At 71.4% G+C, this 23,023-nt stretch carries 19 protein-coding genes and 1 pseudogene; 13 read left to right on the top strand and 7 right to left on the bottom strand.

All coding sequences use genetic code 11. The annotated features are described in order from the left end of the window. Position 1 precedes the first annotated feature (1 nt). The 10 genes from ACZ6JS_RS34730 (at position 2) to ACZ6JS_RS34775 (ending at position 11,205) form a co-directional block, all read left to right on the top strand. Entirely contained in the window at positions 2–1,585 is a 1,584-nt protein-coding gene (locus tag ACZ6JS_RS34730) for a GMC family oxidoreductase (RefSeq protein ID WP_469303990.1), read from the top strand. 5 nt (positions 1,586–1,590) lie between these two features. Next, positions 1,591–2,709 (top strand): quaternary amine ABC transporter ATP-binding protein, encoded by a 1,119-nt coding sequence (locus ACZ6JS_RS34735; protein WP_469304060.1) that lies wholly within the window; start codon positions 1,591–1,593, stop codon positions 2,707–2,709. Between the two features lie 52 nt (positions 2,710–2,761). After that, positions 2,762–4,831, top strand: coding sequence for an ABC transporter permease (locus ACZ6JS_RS34740; RefSeq protein ID WP_469303992.1), 2,070 nt, complete (start codon positions 2,762–2,764; stop codon positions 4,829–4,831). 1 nt (position 4,832) lies between these two features. Then, positions 4,833–5,819 (top strand): ABC transporter substrate-binding protein, encoded by a 987-nt coding sequence (locus ACZ6JS_RS34745; RefSeq protein ID WP_469303994.1) that lies wholly within the window; start codon positions 4,833–4,835, stop codon positions 5,817–5,819. A 590-nt stretch (positions 5,820–6,409) separates the two neighbouring features. Then, a complete protein-coding gene (locus tag ACZ6JS_RS34750) occupies positions 6,410–7,015 on the top strand; it encodes a hypothetical protein (RefSeq protein WP_469303996.1) in 606 nt (201 codons plus the stop codon). Positions 7,016–7,142: 127 nt separating this feature from the next. Continuing rightward, complete coding sequence (locus tag ACZ6JS_RS34755; protein WP_469303997.1) at positions 7,143–7,856, top strand: hypothetical protein; 714 nt, start codon at positions 7,143–7,145, stop codon at positions 7,854–7,856. A 177-nt stretch (positions 7,857–8,033) separates the two neighbouring features. Beyond that, positions 8,034–9,143, top strand: a complete 1,110-nt coding sequence (locus tag ACZ6JS_RS34760) for an LLM class flavin-dependent oxidoreductase (protein ID WP_469303999.1) — start codon at positions 8,034–8,036, stop codon at positions 9,141–9,143. Beyond that, positions 9,140–9,850, top strand: coding sequence for a CE1759 family FMN reductase (locus tag ACZ6JS_RS34765; RefSeq protein WP_469304001.1), 711 nt, complete (start codon positions 9,140–9,142; stop codon positions 9,848–9,850). Before ACZ6JS_RS34760 ends, ACZ6JS_RS34765 begins: the two co-directional genes overlap by 4 nt. A gap of 549 nt (positions 9,851–10,399) precedes the next feature. Further along, complete coding sequence (locus ACZ6JS_RS34770; protein WP_469304003.1) at positions 10,400–10,834, top strand: hypothetical protein; 435 nt, start codon at positions 10,400–10,402, stop codon at positions 10,832–10,834. Next, positions 10,831–11,205: a peptidase inhibitor family I36 protein gene (locus ACZ6JS_RS34775; RefSeq protein WP_469304005.1), complete on the top strand. Its 375-nt coding sequence runs from the start codon at positions 10,831–10,833 to the stop codon at positions 11,203–11,205. The genes ACZ6JS_RS34770 and ACZ6JS_RS34775 overlap by 4 nt, the downstream gene beginning before the upstream one ends. 1,154 nt (positions 11,206–12,359) lie before the next feature. Here ACZ6JS_RS34775 and ACZ6JS_RS34780 read toward each other — a convergent pair. The 3 genes from ACZ6JS_RS34780 to ACZ6JS_RS34790 form a co-directional block, all read right to left on the bottom strand. Continuing rightward, on the bottom strand, positions 12,360–12,959 hold the full coding sequence (locus tag ACZ6JS_RS34780; RefSeq protein WP_469304007.1) for a CDP-diacylglycerol diphosphatase: 600 nt from the start codon (positions 12,957–12,959) through the stop codon (positions 12,360–12,362). A gap of 1,320 nt (positions 12,960–14,279) precedes the next feature. Continuing rightward, positions 14,280–14,963, bottom strand: a complete 684-nt coding sequence (locus ACZ6JS_RS34785) for a YwqG family protein (protein ID WP_469304008.1) — start codon at positions 14,961–14,963, stop codon at positions 14,280–14,282. A 228-nt stretch (positions 14,964–15,191) separates the two neighbouring features. After that, positions 15,192–15,953, bottom strand: a complete 762-nt coding sequence (locus ACZ6JS_RS34790; protein WP_469304009.1) for a hypothetical protein — start codon at positions 15,951–15,953, stop codon at positions 15,192–15,194. Positions 15,954–16,339: 386 nt separating this feature from the next. Here ACZ6JS_RS34790 and ACZ6JS_RS34795 point away from each other — a divergent pair, with 386 nt between their 5' ends. Further along, positions 16,340–16,723 carry a hypothetical protein gene (locus tag ACZ6JS_RS34795; RefSeq protein ID WP_469304011.1) on the top strand — a complete coding sequence of 128 codons (384 nt, stop codon included), beginning with the start codon at positions 16,340–16,342 and terminating at the stop codon, positions 16,721–16,723. A 211-nt stretch (positions 16,724–16,934) separates the two neighbouring features. On the opposite strand, the gene ACZ6JS_RS34800 is transcribed toward ACZ6JS_RS34795, so the two are convergent. Next, complete coding sequence (locus tag ACZ6JS_RS34800) at positions 16,935–17,384, bottom strand: hypothetical protein (RefSeq protein WP_469304012.1); 450 nt, start codon at positions 17,382–17,384, stop codon at positions 16,935–16,937. Between the two features lie 86 nt (positions 17,385–17,470). Here ACZ6JS_RS34800 and ACZ6JS_RS34805 point away from each other — a divergent pair, with 86 nt between their 5' ends. Then, positions 17,471–18,325 carry a hypothetical protein gene (locus tag ACZ6JS_RS34805; protein WP_469304014.1) on the top strand — a complete coding sequence of 285 codons (855 nt, stop codon included), beginning with the start codon at positions 17,471–17,473 and terminating at the stop codon, positions 18,323–18,325. 336 nt (positions 18,326–18,661) lie between these two features. Here ACZ6JS_RS34805 and ACZ6JS_RS34810 read toward each other — a convergent pair. The 3 genes and pseudogenes from ACZ6JS_RS34810 to ACZ6JS_RS34820 all read right to left on the bottom strand — a co-directional run. Next, positions 18,662–19,123 (bottom strand): annotated as a pseudogene (locus ACZ6JS_RS34810) (transposase); the annotation flags it as partial. A gap of 1 nt (position 19,124) precedes the next feature. After that, positions 19,125–19,607, bottom strand: coding sequence for a barstar family protein (locus ACZ6JS_RS34815; protein ID WP_469304016.1), 483 nt, complete (start codon positions 19,605–19,607; stop codon positions 19,125–19,127). Between the two features lie 418 nt (positions 19,608–20,025). Then, a complete protein-coding gene (locus ACZ6JS_RS34820) occupies positions 20,026–20,631 on the bottom strand; it encodes a dihydrofolate reductase family protein (protein WP_469304018.1) in 606 nt (201 codons plus the stop codon). 247 nt (positions 20,632–20,878) lie between these two features. Between ACZ6JS_RS34820 and ACZ6JS_RS34825 the strand changes: the two genes are divergently transcribed. Continuing rightward, complete coding sequence (locus ACZ6JS_RS34825) at positions 20,879–22,954, top strand: hypothetical protein (RefSeq protein ID WP_469304019.1); 2,076 nt, start codon at positions 20,879–20,881, stop codon at positions 22,952–22,954. Positions 22,955–23,023 lie beyond the last annotated feature (69 nt).

The raw sequence follows: 23,023 nt of genomic DNA on the forward strand, positions 1-23,023 counted from the left end.
CATGACCACCCCCACGCACGTCCCCACCCCCGCCCCCGGCCCCACAGGGCACGAGTACGAGCACGAGTACGACTACGTCGTCGTCGGCGGCGGCACCGCCGGCTCCGTGATCGCCTCCCGCCTCACCGAGGACCCGGACGTCACCGTCGCCGTCATCGAGGGCGGCCCCAGCGACGTCGACCGCCCCGACGTACTCACCCTGCGCCGCTGGATGGGCCTCCTGGGCGGCGAACTCGACTACGACTACCCCACCACCGAGCAGCCCCGCGGCAACTCGCACATCCGCCACAGCCGCGCCCGCGTCCTCGGCGGCTGCTCCTCGCACAACACGCTGATCGCCTTCAAGCCGCTCCCGTCCGACTGGGACGAGTGGGAGCAGGCAGGGGCCGAGGGCTGGCACGCGTCCGCCATGGACCCGTACTTCGACAAGCTCCTCAACAACATCGTCCCCGTGGCCGAGAAGGACCGCAACGCCATCGCGCGCGACTTCGTCGACTCCGCGCAGAGCGCCCTGGGCGTCCCGCGCATCGAGGGCTTCAACCGCAAGCCCTTCCACGAGGGCGCCGGATTCTTCGACCTCGCCTACCACCCCGAAGACAACAAGCGCTCCTCCGCGTCGGTCGCCTACCTCCACCCCGTCATGGACGAGCGCCCCAACCTCCGCATCCTGCTGGAGACCTGGGCCTACCGCCTGGAACTCGACGGCACCCGGGCGCGCGGAGTCCACGTACGCGCCTCCGACGGCACCGAATCCCTGATCACCGCACGCCGTGAGGTGCTGGTCTGCGCAGGCGCCGTGGACACCCCGCGGCTCCTGCTGCACTCGGGCATCGGCCCGCGCGCGGACCTCGAAGCCCTCGGCATCCCGCCGGTGCACGACCTGCCCGGCGTGGGGGAGAACCTGCTCGACCACCCCGAGTCGGTGATCGTCTGGGAGACCGACGGCCCGATACCGGAGAACTCCGCGATGGACAGCGACGCGGGGCTGTTCGTCCGCCGCGACCCCGAATCCGCGGGGCCCGACCTGATGTTCCACTTCTACCAGGTTCCCTTCACCGACAACCCCGAGCGCATCGGCTACGAACGCCCCGCCCACGGAGTGTCGATGACCCCCAACATCCCCAAGCCGCGCAGCCGCGGCCGCCTCTACCTGACCAGCGCGGACCCCGAGGTGAAACCGGCCCTGGACTTCCGCTACTTCACCGACGAGGACGACTACGACGGTCGCACCCTCGTCGACGGCATCAGGCTCGCCCGCAAGATCGCCGCGACCGAGCCGCTCGCCGGCTGGCTGGGGCGCGAGGTCTGCCCCGGTCCGGAGATCACCGGCGACGAGGAACTGAGCGCCTACGCCCGCTCCGTCGCCCACACCGTCTACCACCCGGCCGGTACCTGCCGGATGGGTGCCGCCGACGACCCCGGGGCCGTCGTGGGCCCGGACCTGAAAGTCCGCGGACTGCAGGGCATCCGCATCGCGGACGCCTCCGTCTTCCCGACCATGCCCGCGGTCAACCCGATGATCGGAGTGCTCATGGTCGGCGAGAAGGCGGCCGAACTCCTGGCCCGGGACGGTGGTGCCCGATGAACCGGATGAACCCGACGGGCACCACTGCCCCCGCCGCACCCGGCAGCACCGCGGCCGCCGGCGACCCGGCCCGGTCCCCGGTCTTCTCCGTGAACGGCCTCTGGAAGGTCTTCGGCCCCGACAGGGCCGCCGCGAAGGTCCCCGGCTCAGCCGACGCGGGCCTGCCCGCCGCCGAACTGCGCGAGCGCACCGGCTGCACCGCTGCCGTCCGCGACGTCACCTTCGACGTCCGCAAGGGCGAGGTCTTCGTCGTGATGGGCCTGTCCGGGTCCGGCAAGTCCACCCTCGTACGCTGTCTCACCCGGCTCATCGAGCCGACCGCCGGAAGCCTGGCCATCGACGGTGAGGACGTCCTGGCCATGGACGCCACCCGGCTGCGCGCCCTGCGCCGCCACCGCGCCGCCATGGTCTTCCAGCACTTCGGCCTGCTTCCGCACCGCACCGTCCTCGACAACGTGGCGTACGGACTGGAGATCCAGGGCGTCGGACGCGGGGACCGCCGCACCAAAGCCGCCGAACTCGTCGCCAAGGTCGGCCTGGACGGCTTGCAGGACCGGCGCCCCGGCCAGCTCTCGGGCGGCCAGCAGCAGCGCGTCGGCCTGGCCCGCGCGCTCGCGGCCGACCCCGAAGTGCTCCTGTTCGACGAGCCGTTCAGCGCACTCGACCCCCTCATCCGGCGCGAGATGCAGGAGGAGGTCGCCCGGCTGCACCACGAAGAGGGCCGCACCATGGTCTTCATCACCCACGACCTCGCCGAGGCCCTGCGCCTGGGGGACCGGATCGCGCTGATGCGCGACGGCCGCATCGTCCAGCTCGGCACGCCCGAGGAGATCGTCGGCTCGCCGGCCGACGACTACGTCAGGGACTTCGTCCGCGACGTCCCGCGCGAACAGGTGCTCACCGTCCGCACCGCGATGCGTCCCGCCGCCGCGGGCGAGGCCGACCAGGGACCCGCGCTGGCCCCCGCCACCACCGTGGCCGAGGCCATCCAGGCCGTCGCCCGCAGCGGCGGACCGGCCCGCGTCGTCGATGGCGGCCGCTGCCTGGGCATCGTGGACGACGCCGGGCTGCTCGCCGTCGTGGCCGGGCTCCCCGCCCCGACGGGACGGGGGGTGGCGGCATGACCTGCCCCGAGCGTCCCCCGACCCGAGTCCCCGACCTTGTGCGGTGGTGCGCATGACCGCGACCCCGACCCCGACCCACGCACAGGCCGGCTCCCGGGCCGTGGTCCCCGCGCAGGCCCGGAAGTCCTCCGCCCGGCCCGCGGGTCCGGCTTCCGCCCACACCGCGCCCGCCGCGCAGGACCGCCCCCGCAGAGGCCTGCGCGGCCCGGCCGCCGGCCGCGCGTACCTCCTCCCGTTGGGCGTCGCCCTCGTCCTGCTGCTCCCGCTCGCCGCGGCCCACCCCGGCGCCGGCACCTGGCCCGCGGCCCTCGTTGTGGACCTCTCCGGCCCGCTGGGCCGCGCAGGCGACTGGATCATCGACCACCGCGACAGCCACCCGCTGTTCCTCTACTTCTTCGGCCACGTCAGCAACGCCGTCGTGGTGGCCGTCCGCGCCGTGTACCTGCTCCTCCTCGCCGCGGGATGGACCGGGGTCACCGCCCTGGCCGCCCTGGTCGCCTGGCGCCTCGCCGGCATCCGCCTCGCCCTGACCTGCGCCGCCGCGTTCGCGGCCTGCGGACTGCTCGGCATGTGGGTGCCGACCATGCAGACCCTCGCCCTGATGGTCGTCGCCGTCGCCGCCTCCGTCGTACTCGGCGCACTGCTCGGCCTCGCCGCGGGACTCTCCCCGCGGGCCGACCGCCTGCTGCGCCCCGTGCTCGACACCATGCAGATCCTGCCGGCCTTCGCCTATCTGCTGCCGATGGTGCTGGTCTTCGGCATCGGCGTGCCCGCCGCCGTCCTCGCCACCGTCGTCTACGCCGCCCCGCCGATGGCCCGCCTCACCGCCCTCGGCCTGCGCGAAGCCGACGCGGGTGTCATGGAGGCCGCCGCCTCGCTCGGCGCCACCGGCCGCCAGCGGCTGCTGACCGCCCGCCTCCCGCTCGCGCGCCGACAGCTCCTGCTCGGCGTCAACCAGGCCATCATGACCGGCCTGTCCATGGCCGTCATCGCCTCCGTGATCGGCGCGGGCGGCCTCGGCGACCGCGTCTACCAGGCCCTCGCCTCCGTCGACGTCGGCGCCGCCCTCGCCGCCGGCATCCCGATCGTGCTGCTCGCCGTGGTGCTGGACCGCACCGCCGACGCCGCGGGCCGCCGGCTCGGCTCCGAACCCGTACCGCTGGGTGAACAGCACCTGCTGCGGCGGGTGTTCGCCGGCTGGTACGGCCGCCTGCTCACCCTCCTCGCAGCGGTGGCCGTCGCCGTCGTCGGCCGCATGGCCGGCACCACCGTATGGCCGGCGTCCTGGACGGTCTCCCTGGCCGGACCGGTGAACTCCGCCGTCGCCTGGATGACCGACCACCTCTACTCCGGCGTGCCCGTCGTCGGGGGCACCGCCGACTGGGCCGCCCGCTTCACCGGCTGGATCCTCGACCCGCTGCGCAGCGGGCTGCAGGCCGCTCCGTGGTGGCTGCTCCTGCTCGTGGCCGGCGCGCTCGCCCTGCTCGCCGGCACCTGGCGCACCGCACTGACCGCGGTCCTCGCCCTCGCCGCCGTCGGGGTGCTCGGCGTGTGGGAAGCCTCCCTGGACACGCTGTCACAGGTCCTGGCCGCCGTGGCCGTCACCCTCGTCCTCGGCTTCGCGACCGCCGTGGGAGCCGCCCGCAGCGCCCGGGCCGAGCGGCTGCTGCGGCCCGTCCTCGACGTGTGCCAGACCCTGCCGCAGTTCGTCTACCTCATCCCCGTGGTCGCGCTGTTCGGCGTCGGCCGTGCCCCGGCCGCCGCGGCCGCGATCGTGTACGCGCTGCCCGCGGTCGTCCGGATCACCGTCCAGGGCCTGCGCGAGGTGGACCCGGCCGTCATGGAGTCCGCCCGCTCGCTCGGCGCGACCCGCGCGCAACTGCTGCGCCAGGTCCAGCTGCCGCTCGCCCGGCCCGCGCTGCTGCTGGCCGTCAACCAGGCGGTGGTCCTGGTCCTCGCCGTGGTCATCATCGGCGGCCTCGTCGGCGGCGGCGCGCTCGGCTACGACGTCGTCCTCGGCCTCGCCCAGGGCGACCTCGCCACCGGCCTGGTGGCTGGCGCCGCGATCGTCTGCCTCGGCCTGCTCCTCGACCGTGTCACCCAGCCCGCGAAGGAGGCCTGACATGAGCGGCACACACCTGCGGCGCCCCCTGCGCCGCCGACGCGGCGCGGCCGCCCTCGCCGCCGCCACCGGACTCGCGGTCCTCACCGGCTGCGGGGCCGCCGACATGACCCGCCAGTCCTCCCCGTACGCGGCCGCGGAAGGCTCCAGGACCGTCACCCTCTCCGTCCAATCGTGGGTCGGCGCCCAGGCGAACACCGCCGTCGCCTCCTACCTCCTCGAACACGAACTGGGCTACCGCGTGGACACCGTCCAGGTCGACGAGGTGCCCGCCTGGGACGCCCTCAGCCAGGGGCGCGTGGACGCGATCCTGGAGGACTGGGGCCACCCCGAGCAGGAAAAGCGGTACGTGGAGGGCAAGAAGACCATCACCCGCGGCGGGGACCTGGGGGTGACGGGCCACATCGGCTGGTTCGTCCCGACGTACTTCGCCGAGGCCCATCCCGACGTCACCGACTGGAAGAACCTCGACAAGTACGCCGACCGGCTGCGCACCCCGGAGAGCCGCGGCAAGGGCCAGCTGCTGGACGGCTCCCCGTCCTACGTCACGAACGACAAGGCGCTCGTGAAGAACCTCGACCTGGACTACGAAGTGGTCTTCGCCGGCTCCGAGGCAGCCCAGATCACCCAGATCAAGCAGTTCGCCAAGGAGCGCAAGCCCTTCCTGACGTACTGGTACGAGCCGCAGTGGCTCTTCGAGCGCGTCCCCATGACCGAGGTGAAGCTGCCCGAGTACACCGAGGGCTGTGCGGACGACCCGGAGAAGGTGGCCTGCGCCTACCCGCACACGCCCCTGCAGAAGTACCTCAACACGCGCTTTGCGCAGTCGGGAGGCGAGGCGGCCGACTTCCTGAAGAAGTTCCACTGGACGAAGGCCCAGCAGAACGAGGTCTCCCTCATGATCGCCGAGGAGAAGCTGTCGCCGCAGCAGGCGGCGAAGAAGTGGGTGGAGCGCAACGAGGACGTCTGGAAGCCCTGGCTGACCTGACGCCCGCCCCCCGGTGCCCTCTCCCTCCGGGGGAGGGCGCCGGCCTCGGTCGATGACAGGCTGTCCCCCTTGAACACCGAGCCGAGCTCGCCTTCGGACTCCGATACGCGGCGGCGAGGTCCTCGACCGAGGGGAGGACGCCCCCCGCTCGCCGACGATGATTTCCCGGCAGGGTCCGAGCCGGATACCGGAGCGCCGGCGCGTGCGGGTCGCGGAGGGGGGTAGGCCGCCGCCGAACCTGCGCTCGGGGGCGAAGGAGTCGTACGACCAGAGCGCCGCGTGCCGGGGCATCCGCCCGTCGGGCAAGCGCCGGCGGCCCGGCGCGGCCGATGCCGCGGAGGCGCGGCCCGGATCCCGGTTCGGTGTCCGCCGGCGATGGGATGGTCCTACCGCAGACCCTGGGAGGGGCCTCGCTCCGGCGCTGAGCCAACCCGGCATCGTCTCGCGGCACCGTGCCCGTGGACGCCGGTGGAAGGGCCGGGCGCGACGTACGGTCGAGCCGACCGGCCGGGCCTCGCCGCCGTCGGGCGCACGCGGCCGGCGGGGTCGGTCGGCACTCCTCGATGCCATGACCGGAACAGGAGCGGCCGTTGCTTCTCTACGCCCAGACCCCCGCGCGGCGGAACCGTCAGATCCTCGCAGACCTGATCGCACTGCTCCTGATCGCCGCCGCGGTGAGGTTCGCCCTGGCCGTCCACGACGCGATCATGATGCTGGCCGAGCCGGGACGGAAAGTGGAGAGCTCCGGCGACAGCCTGGCCGCCGCCCTCGACGACGCCGGGGAGACGGCCGCAGGGGTCCCGCTCGTCGGTGACCTCCTCAATACGCCGTTGCGGTCGGCGGCGGACGCCGGCAGCGGGCTCGCCGACGCCGGCCAGTCGCTGCAGGACATCGTCGGCCAGGTGGCGTTCCTTGCCGCCCTCGGCCTGATCGTCGTCCCCGTGGCCTGCGTCCTCCTGCTCTGGCTCCCCCTCCGCCTGCGCTGGATCCGCCGCAGCGCCACCATCCGCCGCCTCCGCGACGCCCCCGGGGGCGCCGACCTGCTCGCTCTGCACGCCCTCACCGGACCGCCGGGCGAGCTCGCCGCCGTTCCCGCCCCGCCGGAGGGCCTCGCGGACGGCTGGCGCCGCGGCGACGAGCAGGTCATCTCCGCCCTGTCCCGGCTCGCCCTCCGGCGAGCGGGCCTGCGGCCCTGAGGGCCGTCTGGAAGGATCAAGGGCTACGGTGCCCTTGATCGCTGTTCCCCCGCCCGCCGGGGCGTTCCAGCGTCGAGGGTGCGAGGCGTGGCACCCACCGCACCATCCGAGTGATGAGGAGGATCTGATGAGCATGGCCGACGGGGGGCGGCAGTGGCCGGACGAGGTCAGCGTCGAGAACGCGAGGGCGACGCTGCTGCAGCTCCTTGCGCGGGCGGGGGTCCCGTCCGATGACGCGCGGCAGCTGATCGGGCTCCTGGAGGCGGGCGCACTGGCTCTCGCACACGAGGAGCTGAGTGCCGCCCGGAGCGTGCCGGGGGAGGCGGGATCGGCGGAGGACGGCGCCCGAGCGGTCCTGGAGGAGCTCGGCGCCATCGCCGAACGGAGCCTGGTGCGGGCCGTCGGAGCGGAAGGACAGCAGGGCCCCGCGGGGGAGCGCCCTCGGGCCAGGCGCATGGAGGTGGAGCGGGCGCGGGTGGCGGTCACACCCCTGTACCTGTCGTTCACCGCCGTCTCGGAACTGGATCCCGAGGTGACGGACGAGGTCCTGGCCGCCGTACTCGGCACGATGACCCCCCGGCAGCGGGCCGGGTACGCCGGGCGGCTGACGGAGTTCGCGGCGGACCACCGGGCCCGGCTGGAGCGGATGTTCGCCGGGTTCGGACCGGGCAGCGCCATCACCATGCACGGCCGATATTCGCTCCTCCACTCCGCCACGAGCATCGCCGTCCTGGAGCGGCTCGCCGCCGCACCGCAGGAGCTGCGCGAGGAGTGGGACGCCGTCGAGTTGCCGCCCGCGTGGTTGGACGGGCTCACCACCGCCTGGAACGCCCCGGCCTGACCGCCGCCGACAGGCTACGCACGATCACCGCCTACCGGGGCGGCGCCCGGAGCGCCGCCCCGGCCGCCGCCCGGACAGCCTTGCCGGGCGGACCCACACCCCATCCAAGGAATACCTGCGCCGGGCCCCTCGTTTGCCGGTATAGTTGAATCATAAACAATCTTGGGAAGGGGAGCCATGCAGTTCGGGATCTTCACCGTCGGAGACGTCACGGCCGATCCGACGACCGGACGCGCGCCCAGCGAGCACGAACGCATCAAGGCGATGCTCGCCATCGCACAGAAGGCCGAGGAGGTCGGCCTCGACGTCTTCGCCACCGGCGAGCACCACAACCCGCCGTTCGTCCCCTCCTCGCCGACGACGATGCTCGGCTACATCGCCGCCCGCACCGAGCACCTGATCCTGTCCACGTCGACGACGCTGATCACCACGAACGACCCGGTGAAGATCGCCGAGGACTTCTCGATGCTCCAGCACGTGGCGGACGGCCGTGTCGACGTGATGATGGGCCGCGGCAACACCGGACCGGTGTACCCCTGGTTCGGCAAGGACATACGCGACGGCATCGACCTCGCCATCGAGAACTACGCGCTGCTGCGCCGCCTGTGGGACGAGGACGTCGTCACCTGGAAGGGCAAGTTCCGCACCCCGCTGCAGTCCTTCACCTCCACCCCCCGCCCCCTCGACGGCGTCGCGCCCTTCGTCTGGCACGGCTCCATCCGCTCCCCGGAGATCGCCGAACAGGCCGCCTACTACGGCGACGGGTTCTTCCACAACAACATCTTCTGGCCGGCCTCCCACACCCAGCAGATGGTGAACCTCTACCGCCGGCGCTACGCCCACTACGGGCACGGCACCCCCGAGCAGGCCGTCGTCGGTCTCGGCGGCCAGGTGTTCATGCGCAGGAACTCGCAGGACGCGGTGCGCGAGTTCCGTCCCTACTTCGACAACGCGCCGGTGTACGGCCACGGCCCGTCCCTGGAGGAGTTCACCTCCCAGACACCCCTCACCGTCGGCTCGCCCCAGGAGGTCATCGAGCGGACCCTCTCCTTCCGGGACTACGTCGGCGACTACCAGCGCCAGCTGTTCCTGATGGACCACGCCGGCCTGCCCCTGAAGACCGTCCTGGAGCAGCTCGACCTGCTCGGCGAGGAGGTCGTACCGGTGCTGCGCAAGGAGTTCGCGAACCTGCGCCCGGACGGCGTGCCCGACGCCCCGACCCACGCCGCCCGGGTCGCCGCCGCGACCGCGGCTCAACAGACCCCGAAGGAGGAGACGCAGGCATGAGGATCGTCGTCGTATCGGCGGGACTGAGCTCGCCCTCCTCCACGCGGCTGCTCGCCGACCGGCTCGCGGCCGCGACCCTGGATCACGTGGACGCCGCGACCGAAGTCATCGAACTGAGGGAGCTTGCGACCGAGATCGCCCAGCACTTCGTCACCGGGTTCCCGTCCGCCCGGCTGGCCGCCGCGCTCGACGCGGTGGCCGCCGCGGACGGCCTGATCGCCGTGACACCGGTGTTCTCCGGCTCGTACAGCGGCCTGTTCAAGTCCTTCTTCGACCTGATCGACAAGGACTCCCTCACCGCCAAGCCGGTGCTCCTCGGCGCCACCGGTGGCACGGCCCGCCACTCCCTGGTCACCGAGCACGCGCTGCGTCCGCTCTTCACCTACCTGCGCGCGCTCGTCCTGCCCACCGCCGTGTACGCGGCCTCGGAGGACTGGGGCGGGGAAGGGCTGGCGCAGCGCATCGCCCGCGCGGGAGCCGAGCTGGCACGGTTCACGGCGCCCGCCGCCTACCCCGGCCGCAGCGCCGCACTCGACCTCGACACCGCCGCCGCGACCGCACCCCGTTCGCCGGCCGGAGCGATCACCTCGGCGGACCCGGCCGACGGCTTCGGGGTGACGGTGCCGTTCGAACAGCGGCTCGCCGCACTGCGGGTCCCCCTACGTGGGCCCGGGTACGGGACCGAGCTGGGCGAGCGGCGCCCGTAAGCCGACAGCCGACGGCCCACAGCCGCCTGCCGCGCGCCGCCGCACCCGCGCCTGCACGGGGGATGCTGCACTTCCGGCTCTTCTGCGTGTCTCCTCCCTCCATGGACTTTCTGGGCGTGGGCGGCGGGCCGGAGGTTTCCGGGGCCGCGCCGGCCGCGGCCGCGGCCGTCTGCCGCTGTGGTCTCGGGCGCACGGGTGTCAGCGGGTCGCCTGCGGGCCGATGGCCGACGGCAGGCGTTCGACCGCGGTGCGCGGCAGGCCGGCCGACTGAACGCGGCACGGCAAACACGTCGTTCACCGTGTCCGCGGCCGTCCTTGATCGTTCGAGGTGGTGTGAGGGTTGGCGCTGCCCGGATTCGGGCTATCCGCCGCGGGGCGACCGGCATCGTTTTGGCGGTGTTGTGTGCCAGCGCGTGCGCGCGACCGTCCCAGCCGAAGCTGCCCACGTCGGAGTCGGCCCGCAGTGACCTGATCAAGGCCGCCCAGCAGCTACTGGTGAACCGCTGCCTCACAGCCCGCGGGGCTGCAGGACCACCTCCGCGGCAGGACGTGCTGTTCGGGACTGCCCCCGCCGAGCTTTCGGTCACGCTCGCCACCGGGTACACGGTCCGTACCCACACCGACGGCTGCCTGGCCGAGGCGCACCGCTTCCTCTACGGCGACCAGGCCCGCTGGTTCCGTGCCGAGGTCACCGTCAACAACCTGCGCGCCGAGGCCCAGGCCCGGCTCATGGAAGACCCCGAATACCGGGCGGCTCTCGCACGCCGTGCGGCGTGCGAGGACCACGATGCCCGCTGTATCGGCGCAACCGGCCTGCAAGAGTTGCGCGGCCGGCTGGAGTCCGCCCGCCTCGCCGACGTCCGCGCCGCACACCGCGACGACATCGCCGCCTATGACCGGCTGCGCGATCGCGCCCTGCACCGCGTAGCCCCGCTGCTGTCCGCCGACCACACCCCCCACCGGAAAGGCCACGACCCCTCATGAAGAGCAGGCTGACCACCTCCGCCGCCACCGCGCTCCTCGTCCTCGCCGCGGGCTTCGCCGCAGCCGCGCCGGCCGGAGCGGCCGAATGCCCCGTCGGCGAGTTCTGCGCCTGGACGGACGCCGACCACCAGGGCCAGCGGGCGAACTGGAGCGGCGACGACACCTGGTGGGAGAGCTACATCGCCGACGAGGACTCCTCGTGGGCCAACCACGGCATCTCGGGCCCCGGCATCAAGGACCACGTGCGGGTGTACTCGGCGAGCGGTCTGGGCGGCCACATGACCCTCTGCCTCACCCCCGGCCAGGAGGTCGCCCACAACAGCGCTGCCAACGACGACGGTGACTCCCACACCTGGGCCATGAGCTGCTGAGAGACGCCCCCACACGGCCGCGGACCCCCGGGCCGGCGGCCGTGTCACCGCGCGGGACCGCTCCAGCCCGAACGCGCTCCTTTCCACCGGCGGCCCGCAGCCCCGGCTCGATCGGCGCCCCGGCGGCCTCGCCGTCCCGCTCTGCCGCCCACTGCTCCCCGTCGAGGTCGGCGGCGGAGCCGGACAGCACACCGGCGCACGCGTACCGGGGCTCGACGACGCCGATCGCGCGCCTGACCCGCTCGGCGCCGGGGCGAGGGCGACGAGGTACGGCCCGCCCTCGCCTCCACGGCTCACCTGCGCTACGGGACCTCACATACGGCTCGCCGGTCCGGCACCGAGGCGCGAAAGGCGCGGGACAGCACAGGACGATGCTGGGATTCCTTATTTCAGGCGGCACGGCTCGGACCGGGAGACTAGGGTTGCGTCAGTGAGTCCGGGTCCAACCGTCGGCCTTCAGCGAGGTCTTCCAAGGATCCAGGCACGGGTGGACCACGCAGGGTCCGGATGTCCTGCGTGTGCTGCCAGTGGCCCGAGGACGAGCAACCCAAAGGCATGGCCAAGCCGTTAGAACGCTACGAACAGCCAGAGAATCAGCGACAACACCTGAGTCTCCAGTCACCGGCACGGGAACTCAGTTCAGCCACTCGATGTGGCCGAACTGAGCAATCCTGCGCAGTTCGGCCCAGCGAACAAGGGGATGCCGAACGGTGGATTCAACAGTCGTTCTTTGGGTGCTGGCCTGGTCCGGTGTGGCAACGTTCTCGGTTTGGGCGGCCCGGGAGTTCCTGACCCAGCTACTGCCCCTGATCGACGCCTGGCGTCGGGTGAGGGACGCGCTTCGGCGGGACGCTGACTCCGGTGAGTAACACCGGACAGCGCCCGTACGGCTGCCCGGCGGCCCGGTTCCTCCCAGCGATGAAATCGTTGTTCGGGTTCATCGCTCACCGCTCACGGTCAGCCGCAGCGGTTCGGCCGGCAGGCCGCAGACACGCTCGTGCAGGACCTCCTGCGTTACAGCCCGGCCGGAGCGAAGGCGCTCGGCATGCCGTCGCCCGCGCCGCACCTGGTGCCCAAGAAGGTGTTCCGCCTACGGGCGGGTGAAGAGCGGTTGCTCTTCACCCGCCGGAGCTGCGCGGTTCCCGCGTGCCGGCTCAGGTGTAGATGAGGAGGTGGTCGCAGGTGTCCGTACCGGACGGGAGAGAGGAGTCGCTGTTGAGGACGTAGAAGGTTCCCGTGTAACCGCTCGCCGTCCTCTTCGGTACGACGATCAGGGTCTGGCCCGCCATGTCCAGACCGAACCGCCGCACCACGTTGACGTTCAGCAGCTCGAAGACATTCTGCGTGAGCGTGTCGAGCCGCAGGATCCGGTACGTGCGGTCGCCCGATCCCATTTTTCCCGTCACCAGCGCCTGGAACTGCGCGTCTCCCCACTGCGAGGGCTGAAGGGCGACACGCCCCGCCGCCTCCAGGGCCTGCAGCCGCTGTTGCGTACTGGCCTGGACGCCGGCCATGTGGATGTGCAGCTGGTTGAACTGACGGGCGGCCCGCGAGTTGATGCCCAGACCGATGTTGGGGAACTGGACCGGGACGTCTCCTCCGGGGCGGCCGGTCTCCCACGCTTCGTGCCAGTAGTTCGCGGCGTTCGGCGTCACGATGAACGGGCACTCGATGCCCGTGATGCGGCAGCTGGGCAGGAGGAGGTAATTGTTCGGGGACTGCGGTCGGCCGTGCAGCACCACGTAGTTGGGCATCGTCTTCAGGCAGGTGGGACGGATACCGGACGGCGGGACGATCCCCTGCGTGCAGTACTGCACGTCCTGCCACAGCGGGTCGGTGTCGGCGGGGCTGCCGCAGAGGGGTTGGAGTTGCGAGGGAGGGCACGGGGCCTGGCCGGACCCGGGCGGGTTCGGGTCCGTGGGGCAGGGGCAGCACGGACCAGCGCCTGCCGCGGAACCCGGATGCGCCGCCGCGGCCGCGTTGCCGGCCGCCCCGGTCAGAAGTGCTCCTGCACCCAGGGCGCCGGAAAGGGCCACGAAGTGACGCCGAGGCATGTCGTTGGTCTTGGCGGAGTCCTTCACAGGTGCGCGCTCCGATGTTCGACGATCGCTGATTCGCTCACAAAATAGGCGGTGGCCGGAGCTTTTCCCGGCAGGCGAAGGGGGGGAGGAGCGGCCATTACCCCGGACGGCGGCGGAGCCGCAGCGTCAGGGCGGGGTCGAGAACGAGCAGCAAGGCGCGCGTGTTCGCGAGGCGCTGCTCGCCGGCGGGCTCAAATCCAGTCGCCTCCGGAAAGAATCAACAGGAGGAACAGGAGTACGACCGCGGTACCGCCGAGGCAGGACCACGCAAAGGCCCTCGCGACGCCGTTGCCATCCGGCGGTGGCGGTGGGCGCCGATAAACGTATCCGGGCGGTGGTGGTGGGCCGGGCGGCGGAACCTGGATGGCCATGAATCCCTTCCTGGGGGACAGGGCGCGTATGCGACAGGCGTCAGGAATGTGCGCGTCGCGGCGGGTGGACCATGGCTGCGCAACAGACGGGAGCGAACTCTGTGCGCCTGCTCCTGAGCCGGGTTCATAGACTCGCAAGAAGAATGAACATGTTCAAGCCGCTGGGTTCCGCGTGCCGCCATCCTCGGCCGGATCGGGCCGAGCGGGGAGGCGAGAGGGGCTGGGGGCGTCGTGCCGACTGCGACGCGGACGGCCGGCCGTTCCCCGCTCGCCCCCTCACCTCGCTGATGTGCTGCCGGAGCCTGTCCACGATGTTCTGCACCAGGTGGTGAACATCGCCGAACGTGCCGCCGGCTCGGGCGGGTGGCCCCGGATGGTGGGCCGGGTTCGGCCGTACCGTCAGAAGTGGGCGCGGGCAGGAGGCCCGTTGACCACCGTCCCTGGAAGTGGCAGGGGGCGGCGGCCAGGGCCGCCGCACGGCCGGCAGGATTGCTTCGCCTCGGGCCGTGAGGCCGTCCCGAGGCGCGTCCCCTGCCTCGCATCGGGCGGGTTGCCGAGGCCACAGCACCTGCGCCCCTTCCGGGTGGGCGGGTGGCCCAGCCGCGTCTGCCCTGCCGCGTGCTCAAGCGGTGAGGAAGGCACCTTCGCGGCAAGCGCGGCAGACGAAGACGTAGCCCAGCTGGCCGCCGAGGTTCATCGCGGTCTGCGCGGAGATGCCTTCCTCCAGATGCGCCGCGAACTCCATCGTGCCGGCGCAGGAGGGACATGCGGGCACTCGGTCGTCCTCAAGGTAGGAGGGGCTGCCTCCGACCGAGCCGAGCACTTCGCGCTGCTTCCCGAATCGTTCTTCGGGTTCCCGCTGCCATCCCGAGCGGGCAAGGTCGTACGGGTCAGGCGCGAGTTCGTCGTGGTCGTGGTTCTTCCCGGGGCCGAGCGCCACGGTGTGCGGGCGAATGGCCGAGGTAGCGGGCAGGAGCGTCACTCCCGTCGCGGGCACAGCCACCGGCTGCAGTCCATCACGGGGAAAAAGGTGTACCCGGGTCGCGCCGGAAGCCGGGTCCCAGAACTCACATGCGCCGGGGTCGTTCTGGCACACGAATACCGACAGGACGCCGTCGTCGACGGGAAGGTGAGCGAAGAACTGCAACGGCCCTCCACAGGAGGAGCCGCACATGGGCCACGTGAATCCCGCAGGAGCGAGCGGCACGCCCCCGGTACGCGGGACGTCGGAGTCGGCCGGTGCGGCGCCATCGTAGATCATCAGAGTTGTCTGCATGGGGGCAACGCTACGGGCGGCATACGACATGACCGGTCGCGTCGTCGGCGGCCCCGTCTATGGCCTTCGGCAACTGCATCGACCGCTCTCGGTCCCGCCCTCCGGCGCACCGAGCGCCTCTGAGCATGCGCGGCATCCAGCGCGGGCGCAGCGGGCCTGCGGATGGAGGATCCCGGCGCTAGATCGCCACCCGCCCCCGCGAACGAAGGTCTCGCCGCGAGGTTCCGCGCCGTGGCGGAGGACCGCGGAACAGCTGTGTCACCTGCTGGCAGCGTCGCGCAGTGCGAGGGTGGTGCGGGCGGCGGCGGCGAGGTCGGTCTCGTGGACGTGGCGTACGCCGACGAGGTTTGCGGCGTCGCTCCATGCGCACATGGTCTGGTCGCCGTCGGGGCCGCTCACGTGGCCGCAGGCGAGGCCGCCGCCGTGCCGTCCGGGGTCGAAGCGGGTCACGTCGCGGGCTTTCGCGCCGGCGAAGTAGTTGCGGAACTCCTGCGAGATCGATTTGGTGGCCTTGGACTCGGCGACCTTGGGGTCCCAGTCGGCACTGGTGACCAGGACGAACAGGTCGTATGCGCCGTTCGCGTCCTGGTCGTAGAAGCCGGTCCCGATGCTGTGCGGGAGTTCGCGGCCGGCCAGTGCCTCGGTCTCGGCGCGTGTGGCGTCCTCCCCGGTCAGGAGGCGGAAGCGGTCGAAGAGCTCCGGCAGGACGATGACGGGGTACTCCTCGGTGCCGTCCGCGGCGCGCGTCTCGACGGCGCGGGGTTCGGGATCGTAGGCGGCCGCGGACTTCACGCTCGCGGCCGCGGCGATGAACACGCTCACGCCCGCGATGAACCAGGTCCGCTTCCTCTTCCCCCGCGCAGCAAGCGCCGGATCAGTGCCCGGCGAGGTGGACTCGGCGCGCCAGGCACGGGTCAGCCACCACAGCGCGCCGATGCCTGCAGCGGCGGCGGACAGGTAGGCGAAGGCTTCGCCGACGGCGAAAGGCTGCGAGGTGGGGTCGATGGAAGCAACGATCACGCCTCGGATCGTACAGGTGACCGAAACATGCTGAACTGCAAGGACGTCACGGGCCCCGTTCCATCCCGAATCCATGCCGGAATGCAGCGCGCGGGACAGAGCCGGCCCCCGCTCCCGGGACGCGCTACGGCCGAAGCCGCCCCCGCCGCCGGCCGCCGCACGGTCGGGAGGGCGCAGCGCCATGGCTGGCGCAAGGTCCGCTCCTGTCCGCCCCCGCCTCCGCGACCGGCCGGCCCGGGCAGCTCTACGTCAGCCTCGTACAGCTTGTCGTTGGGAGAACGGTCCAGTCCCGCGGGTACGTCGCCCTCCGCCCCCAGCCGTAGGAGCACCTGGCCTGCGGGCGGGTGCTCCGGGGGGAAGCCGACCCGGACTTGTATGCGGAGTCCGTGCGCGATCTTTGGTGTACCGACCGGCCGCTCGCCGACGCCGCCGAGCGCGTGCGCCCGCTGGAGCGGTTCCCAGAGCTTCAGCCGGAAGAGGAGGGGATCACCGATGTCGCCGACACCTACGCCTTCTCCGCTGTCCTCTGCCTGCGGTATGCCCTGTCGGGGCGCAGGACGGGAAACGCTGATGACGGGGTGTCCTGCGGCTACGCAGCGCTCACCGCGATGGGCATGCTGGACCGTAAGGTGGCGGGTGCCGGCTTTCTCGCCGAGGAACAACGGCTCCAGTCCCTTGCGCTGAGCGGTGACGCCTCAGGCCTGTGGGACGCGAGCGTCACGTCAGGGCGGGAGAGGTTCCGTGCAGTGTTGGGCCGACTGTCCCGCTAGGCATGCTCCTGATCGCTGCCGGTGAGATGCGGCCTCTGGTCATGCGCTGTGCCCACCCCGTCGGGTCGAGCCGGGACAGTGCCTCGTCATATTGACGAAGCAGTGGACTGCTCCCCGCGCACTCGGAGATGACCCCGCCCTCGCCGATCGGGCCGGGATGGTGGTAGGCAGCTCGCGGTCGCGCTGGGCGAACTTTGAACATTGACGGCCGTCAGGGGCTGATGATCAGCCCCACCGTCGCCAAGGCGCCGCCCGCGAGGCCCAGGAGGGCCATTCGCTGGGCGTTGCGCACGTAGCCCAGGCGGCGCTTGCGCTCCCTGCGGACCGCGACCTTCGTCCCCAGGTGCACCCGCCTGGTGTTCTGCGGGTCGAAGACGAGGGGGTAGCTCTGTCCGACGACGTGGGCGTGGCCCACGTTCGCACCCTTTTGGTGCCGACCGGAGCCTTCCGGGGCCTGCCACTCGTAGACAGCGCTCGCGTAACCGTTGGTACCGAACGGCACTAGGCTCACGAGCTCCGCTCGCACCTCGACGCCGGATTCGTACAGCTCGTTCATCTTCTTGAGCTCCGCTCCTTCGCCTTTGATCAGCACCAGGCCGAAGAAGCAGAAGGCCGCGGATGCGAGGGCTGCAAGGACGAGCACGGTCATCACCAGGTTCACAGACGGACGGTAAGGCACCACAGGTTCAATCCGAAAGCCCCGCAGACTCTTCACCAGCAGGGACTTCGCCACCTACGATCACGCGCATGTCGATCTCTTCGCCCGTCCCCGTCCTCCGTGGCGACAGGGGCATCGAACTCCGCTCCACCGGTGAGGAACTGCTGCTGCGGCGTCCGGACGCCGAGCTGCGCATACCGTTCGCCGCGATCGCCCGGGTCCACGCCGAACGGCGCGACATCCTCCTGGAGCTGACCGCTCCGGCGGGAGTCGATCCGACGGTGTACCGCGTCAGCGATGTCAGCGCGGCCGCCGCAGGCGTCTTCGCCGACGCGGTGAACGCCGCTCTGCCGGAACAGACCGCGGACGAGGAGTCAGTCGACGGCTCCACGCTTGTCGTGATCCGGAGCCTGGTCATCGGTGACGAGGGCGAAGACGCAGCGGATGAGAACCTGGTCCAAGTCGGATTGCCCTCCCATGGCATCCGGCTGATGTACACCGGCTGCGCGGCCATCGCAGCCCTGGCCGTCGTCGTCGGTGTGCTGGGCGGGGACTGGAGTCGGGCCATCGCGACGCTGCTGCTCGGGGCGACGGGCGTGGCCTGCTCCTACTTCGGTGTGATGCTGTTCGCGATGGTGTGGCGGGACTGGTACCTGCCCCGCTACGGCATCACCGTGGAGGGCCGGCAGGTGTTCCGGGAGGACGACGGCGACACCGTCCACGCGTTCACGGCCACCGACGGCGTGACCCGCTACATCATCGGCCACAACAAGGGGAGGGCTGCCCGGATCGCCTACCACCCGAAAAACCCCGCCTACGCCGCCGTCTGCCCTTCGACGGGCGACATGGTGCTCATCCTCGTCGTTTCGACGGTCTCCGCCGTCATCGCGGGGTTCATGAACTACGGGACGTACCAGCTCGTGCTCCCCGCCTTCACAGGCTGATCCTCGTCCTGCGCGTCGGGTCGTGCCGCAGCGGCACGGACGGTCGAGGCGTCTAGGAGGGAGGAAGGACCGGGTGCTGGACACCGAGGAGCTCTCCTCACACGCCACGGACTGCAGCCGCGCACGCTCCCGCGCTGCCCTCCCGGTGTCGGTCGACCCGCCACCCTGTGCGCACCTCACCCCGCACTGGACTACTGGCTCGGAGGGCCTCCCTCCTCGATGAGCAGGCGCAGCAGGCAGGGAAGGGCATCCTTCGACGGCGGCGACGGCATTACGCGCGGCCTCGGCACGCCGGTGGACCTTGGCGAGGGCGGGCGGGGGCCGCGCGGGGCGAACGTCGAGGTCGTCGGGTGTGTCGAAGGCGGTGGTGGCCATCGCTCTGCGCACCAGCGACCAGACGGCCTCGACGGGATTCGGGTCGGGTGCACAGGGCGGAAGCCGGACGGTGGTGAGCCAGTCGTGCTCGGCCTCGTGCCGCTTCAGCCGCGCGGACAGATGGGTGTTGAGGTTGTCCCGGACCACCGCGATCGGGCCGTCGAGCTGGATGTGCCCGCACCAGCCGGTCGCAGTAGTCCTTCCGGAAGAAGCTCTTGCGTGCGCCCTTGAGTAAAGGGTGGGTGCGGGACCGACGGATACCCCAGGTGCGGGCGAGGGGCGGCGTCATCGAGAAGCCGGCTTCGGCCTCCAAGACGATCCAGGCCCCGGATGCCGCCGCGAGCTACTCTGCGGCCACATTGGCAGCTGCCGTTTGGTATCGCTGACGCTGAACGACTGGCTGCAGGCCGCAGGCTGGGTGGGCTCACCAACTGGTCTGTTTCTGCCATTCTGTAAGCTGTTCGGCGAGGGTGGATACGGCGTCCTTGTCGCATGACAGGACAACGGAGAGTTTCGTGAGCGTCACGCCTCCAGGTCGCTCGGTGTAGGCCCCCCGCTGGCCGGCGCGCCACAGGCATCCGAAGAAGATTCTTCGGGCGTCGCCGTCCTCGGAAAGCGCGCTCTCGGCGGATTCGATGATCAGAATTCGACTGCCCGCCGAAAGCCAATAAAGATCGCGCACGCAATCGTAGAATGCGTTCCAGTTCCATCCGAAGTAGTCAGGGAACTTCAGCACTTCCCAGAAGTGCTGGAACGTCGATGCCTCGTCGGGCATCTCCTGACCGTTGAGACGCGCAACGTACACACTGCCTGACGCAGGCAGGAGGTCATCGAGAGGCACACCGCCTCCTGGCGCGACGACATGCATCCATGGGGCGATCCGGATCGCCGACATCTCTTCCTTCATCAATCCACCCGTCGGGGGTCCGGTCCACAATGTACGTCTGATAGTGAGCCGGAGTGTAGTAGGTGGACCCGCCACTGATCCGAACGCCCAGCGTTCACCACCCGGTTTGGGATTATCGGGTGACAGGCAAATGCCCTATGTTCCCTGATAGGCGATCGGATTTCCCGAGGGATAGCGGATCACGGATGGGTAAGCAAGTAGCCGCCGTTGTGTCCGTCATTCGCGGACTTCTCGGTGAACCAGCGTCGGCCGGCAGTGCTCCGCCCACGTCGTGCTGTTCAAAACTGATGGTGCGCGAATGGCGAAAAGACGCAAGGCTGGGACGTTCGTGGCCAGTGGCGCCCCGTTGCACGAGGTCGTGCTCCGGGCCCGTCGGCGCCGGCCTGGCAGGCGTCCAGACCGGCGGACGGGGCCGACGTCACGCAGGGACGCCGAGCGGCGGGTGCTCGAGCACGCGGGGCTTGTACTCGACCAGCTGGATGCTGCCGTCGAAGGTGCGGTGATCGGTCATCTCGAGGGCAACGTCCGGATAGCCGTCATAGATGCGTTCTGCGCCCGTGGCCCCGGTGATCACCGGGAACATCACGACGCGGAAGCGGTCGACGAGTCCGGCTCGCAGCAGGGACCGGCACAGGCTGAGGCTGCCGATCGTGCTGAGGAGACCCGAGCCACTCGACTTCATGGCGCGGACCGCCTCTACAGCGTCGCCGCGGACGAGCGTGGAGTTGGACCACGTCAAGGGCTCCTCGAGTGAGGAGGAGAACACCACCTTGGACGCTTGCGTGAGCTCGTCGACGGACGCCTCTTCCTCGGGCCTGAAATCGCCTTGGCCGGACGGGACCTCGCCTGCGGCGAAGCCCGACATCAGGCGGTAGGTGTTCGCTCCCATCAGGTAGGTGGCCTCGGGTTGATCGCCGAGCCACGCGAGGTACTCCGGGCCCTCGAGGCCCCAGAACCCGGGCCATCCCTCTCCCGATGCGTAGCCGTCGAGGGAGGTGATGAAGTCGACGAGAAGCTCCGACATGGCGGTGTCCTTTCCTGGGGTGTCACGAGCTTGGACCGGCCGGGAGCGACAAACTCATCGCCGCGCTGTGAGTGACGGAAAAGACCCGGGCCCGACGTCACGCTCGGCTGAGCGAACTTTTCAGCCGGGCCACAGGCACGGGCGCCGGGCCACCGACCGGAAAGGGGACTGTCCGACCCCTGTGGCAGGGTGACCCGAAGGACGGGGCGGCCGTCCGCGACGGACCGGAAAACCCAGGGAGCAGCACGTGAACGAGCGCAACACCGCCCCGACCGGCCCCGTTCGCGGCAGGGAGCGCAGACGCTCGGACCTCGCCGCGGTCACGGCCTGGTGGCGGGGACTCGGCGACGATCGGTTCCTCGCGCTTCCGCCGCCGACCCGAGGCCGCCACACCCAGACCGACGGTCACGAGGACGCCGCCGAACTCGCCGGGTCCCGGGGGCTCACCGGTCCCGTCACCTTCGCCTACTGGCACTGGCAGTCCCACGTCCGGGCCTTCGACCGCTCCGGCGCCCTGAGGGGCGAACTGCTGCTGCACTGGGGCGGCGAGCACGCCGCCGTCGCCGCCGGGCTCGGCGCCGGACCCTCCGGCTTCCGGATCGTCGACGGCGGGCCGCAGGGTGCGTTCGGGCTGGACCGGATCACCCACCGGGACGACGCCGGCCTCCCCGACCCCGCGGACGTCGACGGCGTACGCCAATTCCTCGACGCGCTCGACGAGCCGGTGGACCGCAGCACAGCCGTCTTCGGGTACCGACCGCTTTCCACCGTCGAGGCAGCGTGGCTCCACGAGCGGCTGCGTGACGCCCCGGACCTCATTGCCGCGGCCCGGTTCGCGGTTCCGCTGGAGCGGCGGGACGGGCTCACGCCCGACGAGACGGAGCGGCTGCTGGGCCCCTGGCGTGAGGAGTACGAAGGACGGCTCACGGAGTGGGCCGCCTGGCGGGAGCTGCTCCACGCCCTGCTGCGCCACGGCCACCGCGAGGCGTGGGACATCGTCTCCGTCCTCGGCTCCCGGGCGGTCGGTGAACTGGCCAGAGTGCCGTCCGAGCCGGGACTGGCCGTCGTACGTGCGACGGCGCTCGCCGGCGACCGCGCCGCGGTCCGCGCCTGGCTGGCACTGCACCGTTCGCTCCGCGAGCCCGATGCCGTACGGGCCGCGGCCGCCCTCGCGGCGGAACTGGTCGGGCACGGCGTGCCGGAGTCCTCACCGCGCGGACTGTACGAGGCGCTGGTCGGGGCCGTCACCGCCGACTGGCGGCGGGAGACGGGGGCGAACCACCGGGCCGGCCAGTCGTACTCCGCCCTCGCAGCCGTCCGCTTCGCCACCGACGAACGCCTACCGCGCGCCCTGCGGGTCCTCGCCGCGGACGCCGCCCGCGACCGGGTGGACCTCGTACGGGAGGAGATGCTCGGGCCCGGCCGCACCGTGCTGCCCGGCGTCGGCACCGCCGACGTGTCGGCCGCCGTGGACCGCTACGACGCTGCACGGGACGCGCTCCTGTCCGGCACCGGTCCGGATCTCACCGCCTCCGAGGGCAGGCTCGGCGACGTGTGGCACCGGTACCGGACCCTCACCGGCGGCGACGTGCGCTGGCTGCGGGACAGGGTGGCCGACCCGGCCACCGGCCTCCAGGGACTCGGCTTCTGCCTGGAGCTCCTCCTCGCCCACGGCCTCGCCACCGAGTCGGACGTCGAGGCGCTGCTGCCACGCCGGTTCAAGGAACTCACCAGGAAGTACCGGACCACGTACACCGAATGGCGCCACCCCCTCGTCACCCTGACCTGTCTCGCCCTCGACCTGGACCATCCGGCGGCGGGAAAACTGGTTGCCTGGTGGAACGGGGCCCGGCCGGTCTGGAAGGACGAGCTGCGGCTCCTCACCCACCTCGGCGCCCCCGACGAGGCCAAGGCCGCCGAACTGTGGGACTTCGTCACCTCGCCCGCCCACGACGTGGGCCAGCTGATGACCTGGGTCCTCGTCCGCGCCCGCCTCGACGGGGAGCACCCGCTGCTCGTGGCGGACAGGCTGCTCGGCACCCCGGGGATCAGCGACTACGTCCTGCACCGCTTGCTGATCGGCGTGGCCGACCCCGGGCAGCCCCTGTGGCACTACGCCGTGGACCCGCGCAGCCGGAGCTGGTGGCAGCGCGCCCTGCAGGTCGCCGACCACCCCGGGCTCTCCGCGGAGGCCCGCGCCATCGGCCTGCGGACCGCCCGCGAGCACTTCCTGATCCTGCACCCGGACCAGCTGAACCCCGCCCCGACCGAGGCGGAACGCGCGGTGGCCCTGGCCTGGATCGACCGGCGTGCCGACGGATGAGGCGGCGGATGTGGCCGCGTTCGGTGGTGGCACCGGACTGCGGCTGCGACCCGAGGCGGACACCGGCTC

The sequence above is a fragment of the Streptomyces sp. NPDC046349 genome (genome assembly GCF_055587885.1).